This is a genomic window from Amycolatopsis sp. NPDC004747 (assembly GCF_053601335.1).
The window spans coordinates 1-15,918 of the sequence record NZ_JBSGBQ010000006.1 but is presented as its reverse complement, the minus strand read 5'-3'; the positions used below and the strand labels follow the sequence as shown (position 1 = coordinate 15,918).

Sequence of the window (15,918 nt, the reverse complement as noted above, 5' to 3'; positions counted from 1 at the left end):
TCTGGGTAGAAAGTTCTGCCCGACCGGTCACCCCCAATGGATGCCGGATCATCCCAATGCGCAACTTGCAGCTACTCGCGGTGACTTCCACCTGCTCCTACCTGCGGCGACGACGATCAGGAGGCGACGACGGGCGCCCGCGTCAGCACGACGGCGAACCCGAACGCCAGGCCCATCACGGTCAGCTCGAGCGTCGCCCAGCCGGCGAGCGCCGTCCGGTCGTGCCGGATGATCCGCGGCATCAGGCGCCAGCGGACGTTCGCGCCCAGCAGCGCGATGACGCCGGTGCACACGAGCTTCAGGACGAGCAGCTGCCCGTACGGCGTCGTGAAGATCGCCGCCCAGAACCCGATGGTCGGGTTGAGCGAGATCTCCACCAGGCCGTTGAACAGCCCGGTCGCGGCCGAGATGGCCAGGCAGAGCGTCGCGAGCTTCGAGAACCGCGGCAGCGCGTGCGCCAGCAGCGTCCGGTTCGCCACGAGGAGCACGGTCATCGCGCCGAGGCCGCCGGTCCAGGCGACGGCGCTCATCACGTGCAGCTCCATCGAGATCATCGTGTAGTCGTGGTAGTTCCAGTTCGACGCGTGCCCGGTGACCGGCAGCGGCAGCAGCGCGAACAGGCCGAGCCCGACGCGGACCTCGGCGGGCACCTTCTCGCCGAAGCGCAGCGCCAGCGCGCCGATCCCGGCGTGCACGAGGGCGAGCACGGCCACGATGACGAGCGCCTTCCCGGCGCCGACGTCGGCGATGTACCGGCCGAGGTCGGACGGCGAGAGCGTCGACGAGCCCGGCTTGAACTCCGCGGTCTGCAGGATCAGCGCGACGACCGCGGCGGTGGCCCAGACGAGCGCGGCCGCGACGCCGGCCGGGCGGGCCAACCGCATGATCGGCTCGGTGAGCTTCGGCCGGTCGTAACCGACCAGCACGGAAAGCAGCGCGAGCCCGATGGTGGTGACCGCGGCGAGGTCGAGCAGGACCCGGACGACCGGGATCCCGGCCGAGACCACCGCGCTGGGCTCGACCACCCCGGGTACCGGGGCGGTGGAGAGGAGCGCGACGCCGATCAGGGCGCCGAGCAGGCCCGCCGTCACGACGCAGAGCAGCGTCGAATAGCGGGGTTTCGCGGTGGTCTCGGCCTGGGTCATCAGTTCTTCTCTTCGATCTTGCCGCCGGAGCGCAGGGCCACGGTCAGCCCGATCGCCAGCAGCACGACCGCACCGGCGATCCAGACCCAGATCGGCACGCCCGTCGACGACGACTGCGGGGCCGCCTCGGCGGAGCCGCCCGGCGACCTGGCCGCGTCGACGGTCGCTGGCGTGCCGGTGCCCGCGGTCGTCAGGGTGAAGCTGAGCTCACCGGTCACCGGGTGCCCGTCCGCGGACAGCACGCGGTAGCCGACGGTGTACTTCCCGGCCGGCCCGAGCGGCCGCAGCGGCGCGCTGATGACGTTGTTCACCACGGTGATCGGCCCCTCGGCCCACTGGCCGCCGCCGGGTCCGGTCACCGCGATCTGGTTGACGTCCGCGCCCTGCACGTACTGGTCGAACGTCAGGCTGAGCTTCGCCGGGCCGGTGGCGACGGACGAGCCGTTCGCCGGGTCCGAGGAGATCAGCACGTTGTGCGCCAGCGCCGGGGTGGCCGTGCCGAGCACGGCCACCCCGGTCAACGCCAGCGCGACGAGCGCCTTACGCATTTAGCTGTTGCCTCCCGGCTTGGCCGTGGCCTTGCGGGCCCGGATGGTCGCGCCGGCCCCGACACCGAGACCGATGGCGCCGACGAGCAGGCCGGCCCCGCCGAGCCAGCGGGCCGTGCTGTCGGACGACGACGCCGCGGCTTCAGTGTGCTCCCCGGTGGTGGCCGCGGTGTTCGCGGCCATCCCGTGCGCGTCGCCCTCGGACTTGGCGGCCAGCTTCACGGCCGGGGCCGGGTGCTCCGGCTCTTCGCCGTTCGCCGGGGTCGGCTGGTTCCAGTCGACGACCTTGCCGTCGCTGTAGGTCTGGTGCGCCGGGAACTCCACCTGGTCCACGTTGGTCGGCAGCGGGCCGAAGGAGACCGAGAACTCCTGGTAGTCGGTGGCCTTGAGCTCGCTGCCCGGCTGCGCGGTCCAGGTCACCGCGGTGACGGCTTCGGTGATCTGCGTGCCGTTGTCCTTGGTGATCGGGGCGGGCAGCTTCGACTTCGTCACCTCGGCGGTCCAGCCGGGGACCGGCTTGGTGCGCACCGAGCCGATGCCGTAGTCCGCCTTGAAGTCGACGGCGACCTTCGTGGTGGTGACGGGGTCCTTCTCCTCGCTCGGCACGCGGAAGACGATCGCCGCGTAACCGCCCTTCGTGGGCTGCGGGCCGTAGACGTTGGCCGTGACGTGGGCGGCGGCCACACCGGTGCCGAGGAGGCCGGCGACACCGACGGTGGCGGCGAGGAAACCGGCGCGCTTGAAGACGTGCTGGGACATGGGTTCACTCCTGATGAACTCAAGCAAAGGGGACGGCTCGGTTCGGTGACCGGCCGTTTTCGGGGCTGAGCTGGGGTTCAGGAGTGAGCGGGCGGGCCGCGCCGCCCGCGGATCCGGCGCAGGTCGACGCCGACGAGGTGGTCCGGCCCGGCCACGCGGGCCGGGACGAGCGCGGGCGCCGCGGACGGCACCGGCAGCGGGGTGAGCAGCCGCGGCAGGATCGCCCGCAGCACGGCCAGCACGGTGAGCAGCATCGCGTCCGCGCGGGCGAGCAGCAGGGCGGTGAGCAGGGTCGCGACGGCGTGCGCGACGGTCATGCCGAGCCCGGCGCGGCTGGGCGTCGCGGCCATTTCGTGCGCGCGGTGGCCGGCGAGCGTGGTGAGCAGCAGGTGCATCACCAGCTGGGCGGCGCCGAGCAGGGCGACGGTGGCGACCGGCCCGCGCGCCTTGCGGGCGAGCGCGGCCGCGGTCCAGCCGAACAGGCCGGCGAGCAGGACGGTCATCGCCGGATCCGGCACACCGCCGTCGGCGAACCGGTGCGCGGTGACGGAAAGTGCTCCCGAGCTCACGGCGAGCAACACTCCGCGGGTAGCTCCGAGCACGGCGGGGCGCCGTGCCGGATCGCTCATGAAGAGCAGCCTAAGGGAGCTGCTTCGCCGTGAGCGTGTGATCCCGTGAAGTGAGCACACACCGAGTTCACGGCCGGCGCGGCGCCGCGGTTCAGGGAATCTGTTGCCGATCTCCGCGAGCTGGGCCACGGTGGGCCGAACACGGGGGTTTGGGCCGGCTGTGTCGTGGGTACTGAGCCGTCGGTCAGGAACTAGCCCGTTCGGGTGAAGGGCCGGCGCGAAGGGCGGGAGAGCGACACGGATGAACCTCTTCGACTACATCTCCGACCGGGCGAGCAAGCTCTGGCTGGAGGCCTACCTGCACACCAGCATGGTGGTGCAGTGCACGATCATCGCCGCGGTCCTCGGCGTGCTGATCGGGGTCGCGGTGTACCGCAGCCCGATCGGCTCGGCGGTGGCCACGGCGCTGGCGAGCACGATCCTGACGGTCCCGTCGTTCGCCCTCCTGGGCCTGCTGATCCCCATCTCGGGGCTCGGTCCGACGACCGCCGTGATCGCGCTGGTGCTCTACGGCCTGCTGCCGATCGTCCGCAACACCATCGTCGGGCTCGACGGCGTCGACCCGGCGATCACCGACGCCGCCCGCGGCATCGGGATGAGCCGCTTCGGCGTGCTCACCCGGGTCGAGCTGCGGCTGGCCTGGCCGGCGATCCTCACCGGCATGCGGGTCGCGACCCAGATGCTGATGGGCATCGCGGTGATCGCCGCCTACGCGAAGGGGCCCGGCTTCGGTGCCGAGGTCTTCTCCGGGCTCACGAACGCGGGGAGCACGAACTCCCTCAACCAAGCCGTCACCGGCACGGTCGGGGTGGTCATCCTCGCCCTGCTGCTCGACGGCGTCTACGTCCTGATCAAGCGCTTCACCGTTTCTAGGGGTGTCCGTGGCTGAGAACGAGGAAGTCTCCGGCGTCGAGATCGAGCTGGAGCACGTCACCAAGCGGTACCCCGGCACCCGCGAAGCGGCCGTCGACGACTTCTCGATGGTCGTGCCCGCGGGCAAGATCGTCGTCTTCGTCGGCCCGTCCGGCTGCGGCAAGACCACGACCATGCGGATGATCAACCGCCTCGTCCAGCCGACGTCGGGCAAGATCACCATCGGCGGCGAGGACGCGCTCAAGCTCGAAGTCGACACGCTGCGCCGCCGGATCGGCTACGCCATCCAGCAGGCCGGGCTGTTCCCGCACTTCACCGTCGCGCAGAACATCGCGGTGGTGCCGGGCCTGCTCGGCTGGGACAAGAAGAAGGTCAACGACCGGGTCGAGGAGATGATGGACCTGGTCGGGCTCGACCCGGCCGACTTCCGGGACCGCTTCCCGCGCCAGCTTTCGGGCGGGCAGCAGCAGCGCGTCGGCGTGGCCAGGGCGCTCGCCGCGGACCCGCCGGTGCTGCTGATGGACGAGCCGTTCGGCGCGGTCGACCCGATCACCCGCGGCAACCTGCAGGACGAGCTGCTGCGCCTGCAGAGCGAGCTGAAGAAGACGATCGTGTTCGTCACCCACGACTTCGACGAGGCCGTCAAGCTGGGCGACAAGATCGCGGTGCTCGGCAACCAGTCGTCGATCCTGCAGTACGACACCCCCGAAGCGATCCTGGCGAACCCGGCGGACGACACGGTCGCCGGTTTCGTGGGCGCGGGCGCGTCCCTGAAGCAGCTGACGCTGCTGCGCGTCCGCGACGTCGAACTCCAGCAGGACGCGCTCACCGTGACCGTCGACGAAACCCCGGCCTCGGTCCGGGAGAAGCTCCAGGCTTCGCGCAAGCACTTCGCGCTCGTGCTGGACGCGCGCCGCCGTCCGACGCGGTGGGTGCACGTCCGCGAGCTCACGTCGGCGACGTCGCTGACCAACCTCGGCAAGCCGCTGCGGGACGTCGTCAGCCTGCAGTCGACGCTGCAGGACGCGCTCGAGGCGATGCTCGCCGAGGGCGGGTCGGTGCCGGTGACCGGCGCGCGCGGCGAGTACGCGGGCACCATCCAGCTGGACACCGTGGTCGCGACCATCCAGCAGCTGCGCGAGGAACACACCAACGGTGAAGAAGAGGTGCCGGCATGACGACGGCCGCCGTCGACACCGGCTTCAGCACCGAGTCCGGCTCGAAACGCGCGGAACGCGTCCGGCTGTTCGCCCAGCCGGTCGCGGTGCTGGTGATCGTCGCGGTGACGCTGGTCGCGGTGTTCTCCAGCGGCCTGAACGCGACGGAGAAGGAGACGCTCAACGCGACCACCTTGCTCACGGCGTTGTGGGACCACGTGCTGATGACGCTCGTGGTGACCGCGATCGTCGTGCTGGTCGCGGTGCCGCTCGGGGTGATCGTGACCCGGCCGTGGGCGCGCTTCCTGGCCCCGGTCTTCCTGGCCGTCGCGAACATCGGCCAGGCGGCGCCCGCGCTGGGTGTGCTGGTGCTGTGGTTCATCGTCACCGGCGCGACCGGCGGGATCTGGGTGGCGGCGCTGCCGCTGGCGTTCTACTCGCTGCTGCCGGTGCTGCGGAACACGATGGTCGGCATCCAGCAGGTCGACCCGGCCCTGATCGACGCGGGCCGCGGCATCGGGATGTCGGCGGGCGCGGTGCTCTGGCGCGTCGAGCTCCCGCTGGCCGTCCCGCTCATCCTGGCCGGCCTGCGCACGTCGCTGGTGCTGGCGGTGGGCACGGCGACGTTCGGCATGTTCGTCAACGCCGGTGGCTTCGGGCTGCTCATCGACACCGGCTACAAGCTGAACCTGACCTCGGTGCTGGTGACCGGCTCGGTGCTGGCCGTCGCGCTGGCGCTGCTGGTGGACTGGCTGGGCGCGGTCGCCGAACAGTACTTCGGACCGAAGGGGCTGCGATGAAACTCCGGCGACTGGCCGTCGTGGCGCTGCTGGGGGTGACGCTGTCGTCCTGCGGGCTGACGGTCAACCAGGCGGTGCCGTACGACATCAAGCCCGGCTCGATCCAGCCGATCCCCGCGCTGCAGGGGGTGAAGGTGACGGTGGGGTCGAAGGACTTCACCGAGAACATCATCCTGGCGTACATGGCGGAGATGGCCCTGACGGCCGCGGGCGCGGACGTCGTCGACCTGTCGGACATCAAGGGGTCGAACTCCTCGCGCCAGGCGCTGCTGTCCGGCCAGACGGACGTGACCTGGGAGTACACGGGCACGGGCTGGATCAACTACCAGGGCAACGAGCTCCCGGTGCCCGGAGGCGAGAAGGCCCAGTACGAGGCGACGGCCAAGGCGGACGAGGAGAAGTTCGGCGTCACGTGGCTCAACTATTCGCCGCTGAACGACCAGTACGCGTTCGCGGTGACGGAGGCGTACGGCGCGCAGAACAACCTGAAGACGACGTCCGACCTGGCGGCGTTCATCAAGCAGAAGCCGGACCAGGCGGTGTTCTGCCTGGAGACGGAGTTCACCAGCCGCCAGGACGGCTTCCCGGCAGCGGTGAAGGCGTACGGCTTCCAGAACCCGACGGTGAAGAACTTCGGCATCGGCACGATCTATTCGGCGGTGGCGAGCGGAACCTGCCCGGTGGGCGAGGTCTTCACGACCGACGGTCGCATTTCGGGGCTCAACCTGCGGGTGCTGGAGGACGACAAGAAGGCGTTCCCCCAGTACAACGCGGTGGCAACGCTGCGCACCGAGTGGCTGAAGCAGCACCCGGAGGTCCGCGGACCGCTGGAGAAGATCAGCGCGGCGATCGACAACGAGCAGATGGTCGAGCTCTGCAAGCAGGTCGACGTCGACGGCCAGGACGCGGGCAAGGTGGCCCACGACTGGATGGTCAAGAAGGGCTTCATCCAGTAGCCGACCGGCCGGGCGGCAAGCACGCCGCCCGGCCGGTTGTCAAATCAGCCATCCACAGGCGCGGAGTTGTCCACAGATTTCCGCGGCACCCGTTTTTGCCCCCTGCCGCCGATAGAATGGACCAGGGGACGCCCCCCGGGGACAGGGCGGGGGCTGCCGGTCAGAGGCCGAGCCGGTTCAGCAGCTGACCCTCGAGCCGTTCCAGCTCGTCGGCCAAAATGCAGGCCCGCCGCGCAAAGCGCCGATCAAAACTTCTACCCCGTAGCCCGATCGTGACGACGGACGGTGGTACCGCGTCAAGGCGGCAAAGCGTGCCTTGACCCGGCACCACCGTCCGTGTTTCGGCTTCGTATCGGGGTGGGCGGGGAGGTCTGGGTGGGAGTGCCGGTCAGGCCGGCTGAAGGCAGCCGGCTCTGCAGCCGCTCCAACTCGAGGCCACGACCCGAGCGCCGGAGCAGGTGCTCGAAGCAGCCGTCAGAGGCCGAGCCGGTTCAGCAGCTGACCCTCGAGCCGTTCCAGCTCGCCCGCCACCGCCCGGTGCACCGACTTCCGCCGCGCCGCCGGCATCCGCTCCGCCGCCCGCACCGAAGCCGACAGCTGCTCCAGTGTCCCCAGCGCGCCCGCCGCGAACTCCCGGTCCGCGTCCGAAGCCTTCTCCGACTTCCGCAGGTCCTGGCAGCCCTCGGCCACCCCCGCGATCCGGGCGTGCAGGGCCGCGCCCCGGCCGGTGTACTCGCCCAGCTTGTCGACCGAAACCCCCAGCTTGCGCGCCTGGTAGCGGTCGTACGCCTCCCGGGCCGCGCCTGCCGCGCGCACCGCCAGCGGCGCCACCACCGGGATCACCGCCGGGCCGAGCACCTTCGCCACCGCGACCGCGTTCTTCGCCCTCTTAGGGGTGAACCTGGCTTCACCCTCGACCTTGGCCTTGCGCGCCATGGCACCTCCTGCGACGTGTCGAGGTCGAACTTACTGGTCGCCTGGGTGGCGGGCATGTCGGCTCGGCGGTGGGAATCTAGAGTGATCTCCATGAACACCGAGGTGGTACTCGACGCGGGCGCGGTCAGCCGCTGCCGTCGGCGGGTGCACCTCGAACACGATCCCGCCATGCGCGAGGTACCGCTCTCCCCGCCCGACCCCACCGCGCAGCAGCGGATCGCCGACGCCACCGCCCACCGCGAGGACATCGTCGCCCGGCTGATGGCCGCCAACGACGACCACTGGGTGAAGGTCGGGCGCGACCTGCCCGCCCAGGAGCGCGTCGAGCAGACGCTGCAGGCCTTCGCCGACGGGGCGCGCTACATCTGGGGTGCGCTGCTGCCGGTCGACGCGGCCGGGCACCGGCGGGGCGGCATCGACCTGCTCGTCCGCACCGGTCGCGGCTACGTCCCGGTGCTCGTCGTGCGGCACCGGATCACCGACCGCGGCACCGGCGCGGTCGTCACCGAGCTGACCGACCTCGACCCGGCGCACCGCGCGGCCGACGAGGGCCGCAAGGTCCGCTCGCAGCCGCGCGACCAGCTCCGGCTCGTGCACATCCGCCGCATGCTGCAGACGCTCGGGCAGGCCGACGAGAGCCTCACCCTCGGCGGCGTCATCGGCCTCGACGCCGACGTCGTCGTCTGGCACGACCTCACCGCGGGCACCTGGCCGGGCGGCCGCAACGCGCTCACCGAATACCAGGCCCGGTTCGCCGACCGGCTGGCCATCGCCACCGCCGCGGCGAACGGCGAGGAGCCACTCGCCGAGCCGTCGCGCGTGCTCGAGTGCCGTCGCTGCCCGTGGTGGCCGACGTGCGAGGTCGTGCTCACCGAAACCCGTGACGTCAGCCTCGTCGTGCGCGGCGAGGACGCCGTCGAGCTGCGCCGGGCCGGTGTGTCCACTGTGGACAAGCTGGCCGCGCTCGACCCGGCGGGCGAATCGCCGGAGGTGAACTGGACCGGCGTCACCTTCCCGGACGCCGTCGTGCTCGCCCGCGCCTGGCTGGCCGACCTGACGCTGGTGCGCCGCGTCGGCCGGGTCGAGGTGCCGCGCGCCGACGTCGAGGTCGACGTCGACATGGAGAGCTTCGGCGACGCCGGCGCGTACCTCTGGGGCTGCCTGCTCAGCGGCGCCGACATCGGTGTCCCGCAGGGCTACCGCGCCTTCGCGACCTGGGACCCGCTGCCCACCGACGACGAGGCCCGGTCCTTCGCCGAGTTCTGGGCTTGGCTCACCGACGTCCGCGAGCGCACCGAAGCGGCCGGTCTCACCTTCCGCGCCTACTGCTACAACGCGCTGGCCGAGAACCGCTGGCTCTTCGGCTCGGTCGAGCGCTTCGGCGACCACCCCGGTGTCCCGTCGAAAAAGGCCGTCCAGTCCTTTGTGGATTCCGAGCAGTGGGTGGACCTCTTCCGCAGCGTCACCGACCAGTTCCTGTGCTCCCACGGCAAGGGCCTGAAGGTGATCGCGCCGGTGGCCGGCTTCTCGTGGCGCGACCCCGAGGCGGGCGGCGAGGCGTCGATGCGCTGGTACCGCGACGCCGTCGGCATGGACGGCGAGAAGCCGGACGACGACCAGCGCGAACGGCTCCTGCGCTACAACGAGGACGACGTCCTCGCCACCAGGGCGTTGCGAGAGTGGATCGACGCCCGGGCGCAGGCCGAAGTGCCGTACATGTTCGATCTCTGAGTAGTTCACCGACTAAGACACTTGATTACTGACACGTCTTGCGTATACTCGTCTGCGAGTACTCGTGAACGAGGAGTCGCGTGAAGAAGCGGAAGGTCGGCAGCATGCTCGGCCTCGCCGTGCTGTCCGTCGCGCTGGAACGCGCGATGCACCCGTACGAAATGGCGGCCGTGCTGAAGGAACGCGGCAAGGACGCCGACATGCCGATCAAGTGGGGCTCGCTCTACACGGTCGTCGCGAACCTGGAGAAACACGGCTTCCTGGAGGCCGTCGAGAGCGTCAAGGACGGCGGGCGGCCCGAACGGACCGTCTACCGGATCACCCCGGCCGGCCGGGCGGAGTTCGAGGACTGGGTCCGCGAGCTCGTGGGCACGGTCGACCGGGAACCGCCGCGGTTCAAGGCCGGGCTGTCGATGATCGGCGTCCTGGGTCCGGACCAGTCGATCGGCCGGCTGCGGGAGCGGCTCGCCCGGCTCGAGGAGCACGCCGGAGCACAGCGGGCGGCGCTGGAACAGCTGCGGCCGCTGATGCCGCGGCTGTTCCTGGTGGAGGTCGAGTACGACCTCGCGATGACGGAGGCCGAGGGGCGCTGGGTGCGCGGCTTCCTCGAAGAACTGACCACCGGCGCGCTGCCCGGCATCGAGGCGTGGCGCCGATACCACGAAACCGGCGAATTCCCGGACGACCTGGGGGAGTTCGTGGAGAGGTAGGAACCGATGGAGACGACCCGCAAGCACCGGGTGCCCGAGATGGAGGGCTTCCAGGCCCGCTGGTACGCGAAGAACCGGGGCACGGAAGCGCAGCTCGCGCAGTACCGCCGGCAGGCGGCCGAGATCACGGCGGGGCTGCCCGAAGGCGCCGAAATCCTGGAGGTGGCGCCCGGGCCCGGCTTCTTCGCCGTGGAGCTGGCGAAGCGCGGCTACCGCGTCACCGGGCTCGACATCAGCCACACGATGGTGGAAATCGCCCGGGAAAACGGCGCGGGCCTGGACATCGACTTCCGCCAAGGCGACATCACGCACGCGCCGTTCGCGGACGAGTCGTTCGACTTCCTCGTCTGCCAGGCCGCGTTCAAGAACTTCCGGCAGCCGGTGACGGCGCTGAACGAGATGCACCGCGTGCTGCGCCCGGGCGGGTTCGCGGTGATCCACGACCTCAACCACGAGGCCACCGCCGCGGACATCAGCCGCGAAGTCGACTCGATGAACGTCGGCGCGGTCGCCGGGTTCACCGTCCGGCAGACACTCGCGTGGCTGCGGCGCCGGGCGTTCACCCGCGAGCAGTTCGAGGCGCTGGCCGCGGAAAGCGCGTTCGGCGGCTGCTCGGTGACGACGGACGGCATCGGCCTGGAGATCCGCCTCACCCGCTGAGCAAGCCCGCCGGGGCACGGGAAGTGCCCCGGCGGGACGGCATCAGCGTGGGGCCATCCGGAGCGAGCCGTCCATCCGGACGACCTCGCCGTTCAGGTAGTCGTGGTCGATCAGCGACAGCGCGAGCTGCGCGTACTCGTCCGGCCGCGCGAGGCGCTTCGGGAACGGCACGCCGGCGGCGAGCGACGCGCGGAACTCGTCGCTGACCGTGGCGAGCATCGGGGTGTCGACGATGCCGGGCGCGATGGTCAGCACGCGGATGCCGTGCGAGGCCAGGTCGCGGGCCGCGGGGAGGGTCATGCCGACGACGCCGCCCTTGGACGACGAGTAGGCGACCTGCCCGATCTGGCCGTCGAACGCGGCGATCGACGCGGTGTTGATGATGACGCCGCGGGCGTCGTCCTCGAGCGGCTCGGTCTTGGCGATCGCCTCGGACGCGACGGTCAGCACGTTGAAGGTGCCGACGAGGTTGATCTGGATGACCTTCGCGTACAGCGCCAGGTCGTGGCGGCCCTTCTTGGACAGGATCCGCGCGGACGGCCCGATGCCGGCGCAGTTCACCACGGTCCGCAGCGGCACGCCGGAGCCGGCCGCGGTCGCGACGGCCGCCTCGACCTGCTCGACGTCGGTGACGTCGGCCTCGACGTAGGTGATCCCGTCGACCTGCTCGGCCTTCTCGATGGACGAGGCCAGGTCCAGCGCGAACACCCGCGCGCCCTTGGCCGCGAGGGCCTTCGCCGTCGCGCCGCCGAGGCCGGACGCGCCCCCGGTGACGAGCGCCGCGGTGTCGGTGATCTGCATCTTTGCGGTTCCCTTCGTCTTCACGTTCGCGGAGACAGGTTAACGCTCGTTCGCATGGACGGCGTTCGTGTCTTCGCTCACCGCTCCCGGGCCCGACCGGTTCCGTTAGCGCGGTGGTCAACTCCGGCTGTCACCTTCAGCACCATGACGCCAGCTCGCATCGTGGTGGTAGGAACCGGATACGTCGGCTTGACCACGGGGGCCTGCCTCGCCAGTCTCGGGCATTTCGTCACCTGCGTGGACGTCGACCGCGCAAAGGTGTCCCGGCTGGCCGCCGGCCGCGTCGACATCCTCGAACCCGGGCTCGACCACCTGGTGAACCGCGGTCTCGCAGCCGGGCGCCTCCGGTTCGTCGTCGGCGCGCGGGAGGCCGTCCGCGACGCCCAGGCGGTGTTCCTCTGCGTGCCGACGCCGATGGGTGCCGGTGGCTCCGCCGACCTGCGCGCGGTCGAGGCGGTGACCGCCGAGATCGGCGACGTCCTGCTGCCCGGCTGCGCGCTGGTCACCAAGTCGACCGTGCCGGTCGGCACCTCGAAGCGCATCCAGGAGCTGGTCGGCCGCACCGACGTCCCGGTGGTGTCGAACCCCGAGTTCCTCCGCGAGGGCACCGCGGTCGCGGACTTCCTGGGCCCGGACCGGATCGTCGTCGGTTCGGCCGACCTCGCCGCCGCGCGCTGGGTCGGCGAGCTGTACGCCGAGCTCGACGCGCCGGTCGTCGTCGCCGACGCGGCCAGCGCCGAACTGGTCAAGTACGCCGCGAACTGCTACCTCGCGCTGAAGCTGTCCTACGTCAACTCGATCGCCGAGCTGTGCGAACGCCTCGGCGCCGACATCGACCTCGTCACCGAGGGAATGGGGTACGACCGCCGGATCGGGCGGACGTTCCTCAAGCCCGGCCCCGGCTGGGGTGGCTCCTGCCTGCCGAAGGACACCAGCGCGCTGGTCAAGGTGGCCGAGTCGGTGAACTACGACTTCACGATGCTGACCTCGGCCATCGACGAGAACCTCGCCCAGCGCGACCGGATCGTCGCGAAGATCGCCGGCGCGGTCGGCGGGACACTGGCCGGCGCCCGGATCGGCGTGCTGGGCCTGGCGTTCAAGGCCGGCACCAACGACCTGCGCGACTCGCCTGCGCTCGCCGTCTCGTCGGTGCTGTGCGCATTGGGCGCCGAGCTGATCGCCTACGACCCGGCGATCGACGGCGAGATCGCCGGGATGACCGTCGTCGACGACGCCTACCAGGTCGCGAAGGACGCGGACGTGGTCGTCGTGCTGACCGAGTGGGCCGAGTTCAAGCACCTGGACTGGGCCGCGATGGCCGAGCTCATGGACGGCATCGACGTCGTCGACACGCGCAACCTGCTCGACCCGCGGGTGATCGTGGACGCCGGGCTGTCCTGGCAGGGGGTGGGGCGGCCGCGGGCGGCGGCGCGGATCAAGGTTTCCTGACCGCGTCTTCTTGGCTAGGGTGATCGGCACGGCATCGCGTGTCGGTCACCGGCTGGGTGAGACATGGAGGTGGCGGGAGTGCCCTGGAGGCATTTCAACCGTGGTATCCGTTTCCGTTGAACTGAACCATCTGATCGTCCCGTCCCGGAACAACCGGGAATCCGCCGAATTCCTGGCGAACCTGCTCGGCCTCGAAGTCGGGGAGGAATGGGGCCCGTTCATCCCCGTCGAGACCCGCAACGGCGTCCGGCTGGACTTCGCGAGCGTCCCCGAAGAGGACCTGCGCCTGCAGCACTACTGCTTCCTGATCCCGGAGGAAGACTTCGACGCCGTCTTCGCGCGGCTCGTCGAAACCGGCGTGACCTACCACGCCGATCCGATGGGGAAGCAGGTCGGCGAAATCAACCACAACCACGGCGGCCGTGGCGTCTACTTCCTCGATCCCGGCGGCAACGGGATGGAAATCATCACGCAGCCGTACGAGCCGGAGCGACGTCGTCCGACGGCTTGGTAATTCGTTAGCGTTGCGTACTATCGAGGCATGTTCACGACGAGGCCGGAGCTGACCGGCACCTTCGGGATGGTGGCATCGACGCACTGGCTGGCCTCGGCCACCGGGATGGCGGTGCTGGAAGACGGCGGCAACGCGTTCGACGCGGCGGTCGCCGCCGGCTTCGTCCTCCAGGTCGCCGAGCCGCACCTGTGCGGCCCGGCGGGCCAGGTGCCCGGCCTCTTCGTGACGGCGGACGACCCGACCCCGCGGGCACTGGCCGGCCAAGGCCCGTCGCCCGCGGGGGCGACGCCCGAGCACTTCGCGTCGCTGGGGCTGGACCTGATCCCGGGCAGCGGCCTGCTCCCGGCGACCGTCCCGGGCGCGTGGGACGCGTGGCTCCTGCTGCTTCGCGACTACGGCACGAAGCCGCTTCGCGAGGTGCTGTCGTACGCGATCGGCTACGCGCGGGGCGGCGTCCCGCTGGTGTCGCGGGTCGGCGACACGATCGGGGCGGTGTCCCGCCTGTTCGCCGAGCACTGGCCGACGTCGGCGGCGCTGTGGCTGCCGGACGGCAAGCCGGCGTCCGGCCTGCACCGGAACCCGGCGCTGGCGGACACCTGGGAGCGGCTGCTGCGGGAGGCGGAGTCCGTCACCGGTCGTGAGGCGCAGCTCGACGCGGCACGTCGGGCCTGGTCGCAGGGCTTTCTCGCGGAAGAGATCGAGTCGTTCTGCCGGACGGCGTTCCGCGACGACTCGGGCCGCGACCACGCGGGCCTGCTGACCGGCGAAGACCTGGCGTCGTGGTCGGCGTCGTACGAGGAGCCGGCGTCCGTGGACGTCGGCGACTGGCGCCTGGTCAAGATGGGCGGCTGGACGCAGGGCCCGGCGTTGCTGCAGCAGGCGCTGCTCCTGCACGGCTTCCGCGACGAACTGTCCTATGTGGATGGAGTGCCGTCGGAGCGCACGGTGCACCTGGCGACCGAGGCGGCGAAGCTGGCTTTCGCGGACCGCGAGGCCTGGTACGGCGACACCGATGTGCCCCTGGACGTGCTGCTTTCGCCGTCCTACACCGATGCCCGGCGTGCCCTGATCGGTGAATCCGCTTCGGCTGAGCTGCGCCCGGGAGCCGCGCGCGGCCCGGCCCGCCTCCCGGCGATCCTGGACTCGTTGCAGGGCATCGAGGCGGCCGGCGGTGCCACGGGCGAGCCGACGGTCGGTCCCCAGGGCCAGACCCGCGGCGACACGGTCCACCTCGACGTCGTCGACGCGGCGGGCAACCTGGTCTCGTTGACCCCGTCGGGCGGCTGGCTGCAGTCGAGCCCGACGATCCCGTCGCTGGGGTTCTGCCTGGATTCCCGCGGCCAGATGTTCTGGCTGGAGCAGGGCCTGCCGAACTCCCTGGCCCCGCGCAAGCGCCCGCGCATCACGCTGTCGCCGTCACTGGCCCTGCGCGACGGCGTCCCGACACTGGCTTTCGGCACCCCGGGCGGCGACCAGCAGGACCAGTGGCAGCTGTGCTTCTGGCTGGCCCACGTCTACGGCGGGCTGAACCTCCAGGAGTCGATCGATTCGCCGGCCTGGCACACGACGGCGTTCCCGAGCTCGTTCTACCCGCGCTCGTGGAACCCGCGCGAGCTGGTGGTGGAATCCCGGCTGGGGAAGTCCACATTGGACGCACTACGAGCCCGCGGCCACGCACTGGTGGACGCCGGGGACTGGGCATTGGGCCGCCTCTCCGCGGTCTCCCGGTCCGGCGGCCTGCTCCGAGCGGCGGCCAACGCCCGCGGCATGCAGGGCTACGCGGCGGGCCGTTAGCGCATCAGCGAGGCCCAGCCCCCGCCCTCGGCGAGCAAGGTCCGCACACCGAGGGCGTGCTCGGCGAACCCGGCGAGATCCCCGTGCAGCAGCCGTTCCTCGTCGAGCGGATTGCTGTCACTCGACCAAAGCTCGCGAATCCACCCGGCGGCCGGGTACAGGGATCGGACGAGCCGAGCGATGCCCGCCTCGGCAGCCTCAACGACGGCCGGGTAATCGGCGAAGATCGGTTGTCAACACCCTCACCGCCGAAACAGCCGAGTTGTCCACAACCACTCCGCTTGTCCACAGATTCGCAGCATCACCCCTTTGCGCCGCCCACTCCCGATACGCTGGACTGGGGACGCCCCCCGGAGAGGGTCAGGGTTCCGGCAAAGTCGTTGTGCTGGTCAGGTGGGTATTCCGAGCAGGGTGAGGGCTCGGGTGGTGTTGCGGGCGGTGTGGCGTAGGGCTTTG

General features: G+C 70.8%; 16 protein-coding genes. 10 read left to right on the top strand and 6 right to left on the bottom strand.

Features of this window, described 5'->3' with window-relative positions:
- Positions 1–116: 116 nt before the first annotated feature.
- The 4 genes from ACWEGE_RS11155 to ACWEGE_RS11140 form a co-directional block, all read right to left on the bottom strand.
- Positions 117–1,145 (bottom strand): copper resistance D family protein, encoded by a 1,029-nt coding sequence (locus ACWEGE_RS11155; RefSeq protein WP_449660291.1) that lies wholly within the window; start codon positions 1,143–1,145, stop codon positions 117–119.
- On the bottom strand, positions 1,145–1,693 hold the full coding sequence (locus ACWEGE_RS11150; protein WP_449660290.1) for a copper resistance CopC family protein: 549 nt from the start codon (positions 1,691–1,693) through the stop codon (positions 1,145–1,147). The genes ACWEGE_RS11155 and ACWEGE_RS11150 overlap by 1 nt, the downstream gene beginning before the upstream one ends.
- Entirely contained in the window at positions 1,694–2,452 is a 759-nt protein-coding gene (locus ACWEGE_RS11145) for a YcnI family copper-binding membrane protein (RefSeq protein ID WP_449660289.1), read from the bottom strand. It lies immediately after the preceding gene.
- 77 nt (positions 2,453–2,529) lie between these two features.
- Entirely contained in the window at positions 2,530–3,030 is a 501-nt protein-coding gene (locus ACWEGE_RS11140) for a hypothetical protein (protein WP_449660597.1), read from the bottom strand.
- A 292-nt stretch (positions 3,031–3,322) separates the two neighbouring features.
- On the opposite strand from ACWEGE_RS11140, the gene ACWEGE_RS11135 reads away from it, so the two are divergent.
- The 4 genes from ACWEGE_RS11135 to ACWEGE_RS11120 are packed head-to-tail and all read left to right on the top strand — an operon-like array spanning position 3,323 to position 6,867.
- Complete coding sequence (locus tag ACWEGE_RS11135; RefSeq protein WP_449660288.1) at positions 3,323–3,970, top strand: ABC transporter permease; 648 nt, start codon at positions 3,323–3,325, stop codon at positions 3,968–3,970.
- On the top strand, positions 3,963–5,132 hold the full coding sequence (locus ACWEGE_RS11130; protein ID WP_449660287.1) for an ATP-binding cassette domain-containing protein: 1,170 nt from the start codon (positions 3,963–3,965) through the stop codon (positions 5,130–5,132). Before ACWEGE_RS11135 ends, ACWEGE_RS11130 begins: the two co-directional genes overlap by 8 nt.
- Entirely contained in the window at positions 5,129–5,911 is a 783-nt protein-coding gene (locus ACWEGE_RS11125; RefSeq protein WP_449660286.1) for an ABC transporter permease, read from the top strand. Before ACWEGE_RS11130 ends, ACWEGE_RS11125 begins: the two co-directional genes overlap by 4 nt.
- Positions 5,908–6,867: a glycine betaine ABC transporter substrate-binding protein gene (locus ACWEGE_RS11120; protein ID WP_449660285.1), complete on the top strand. Its 960-nt coding sequence runs from the start codon at positions 5,908–5,910 to the stop codon at positions 6,865–6,867. The genes ACWEGE_RS11125 and ACWEGE_RS11120 overlap by 4 nt, the downstream gene beginning before the upstream one ends.
- 474 nt (positions 6,868–7,341) lie before the next feature.
- Here ACWEGE_RS11120 and ACWEGE_RS11115 read toward each other — a convergent pair whose 3' ends face one another.
- On the bottom strand, positions 7,342–7,803 hold the full coding sequence (locus ACWEGE_RS11115; RefSeq protein WP_449660284.1) for a DUF6474 family protein: 462 nt from the start codon (positions 7,801–7,803) through the stop codon (positions 7,342–7,344).
- Positions 7,804–7,893: 90 nt separating this feature from the next.
- On the opposite strand from ACWEGE_RS11115, the gene ACWEGE_RS11110 reads away from it, so the two are divergent.
- From ACWEGE_RS11110 to ACWEGE_RS11100, 3 genes are all read left to right on the top strand, one after another.
- On the top strand, positions 7,894–9,534 hold the full coding sequence (locus ACWEGE_RS11110; protein ID WP_449660283.1) for a TM0106 family RecB-like putative nuclease: 1,641 nt from the start codon (positions 7,894–7,896) through the stop codon (positions 9,532–9,534).
- An 80-nt stretch (positions 9,535–9,614) separates the two neighbouring features.
- Positions 9,615–10,244 carry a PadR family transcriptional regulator gene (locus tag ACWEGE_RS11105; RefSeq protein WP_449660282.1) on the top strand — a complete coding sequence of 210 codons (630 nt, stop codon included), beginning with the start codon at positions 9,615–9,617 and terminating at the stop codon, positions 10,242–10,244.
- A gap of 6 nt (positions 10,245–10,250) precedes the next feature.
- Positions 10,251–10,904 (top strand): class I SAM-dependent methyltransferase, encoded by a 654-nt coding sequence (locus ACWEGE_RS11100; protein ID WP_449660281.1) that lies wholly within the window; start codon positions 10,251–10,253, stop codon positions 10,902–10,904.
- Positions 10,905–10,946: 42 nt separating this feature from the next.
- On the opposite strand, the gene ACWEGE_RS11095 is transcribed toward ACWEGE_RS11100, so the two are convergent.
- Positions 10,947–11,705, bottom strand: a complete 759-nt coding sequence (locus ACWEGE_RS11095; protein WP_449660280.1) for an SDR family NAD(P)-dependent oxidoreductase — start codon at positions 11,703–11,705, stop codon at positions 10,947–10,949.
- 144 nt (positions 11,706–11,849) lie between these two features.
- On the opposite strand from ACWEGE_RS11095, the gene ACWEGE_RS11090 reads away from it, so the two are divergent.
- The 3 genes from ACWEGE_RS11090 (at position 11,850) to ACWEGE_RS11080 (ending at position 15,462) form a co-directional block, all read left to right on the top strand.
- Complete coding sequence (locus ACWEGE_RS11090) at positions 11,850–13,154, top strand: UDP-glucose dehydrogenase family protein (RefSeq protein WP_449660279.1); 1,305 nt, start codon at positions 11,850–11,852, stop codon at positions 13,152–13,154.
- Positions 13,155–13,254: 100 nt separating this feature from the next.
- Positions 13,255–13,668, top strand: a complete 414-nt coding sequence (locus tag ACWEGE_RS11085) for a VOC family protein (protein ID WP_449660278.1) — start codon at positions 13,255–13,257, stop codon at positions 13,666–13,668.
- 27 nt (positions 13,669–13,695) lie between these two features.
- Entirely contained in the window at positions 13,696–15,462 is a 1,767-nt protein-coding gene (locus tag ACWEGE_RS11080; protein ID WP_449660277.1) for a gamma-glutamyltransferase family protein, read from the top strand.
- Positions 15,463–15,918: the final 456 nt, after the last annotated feature.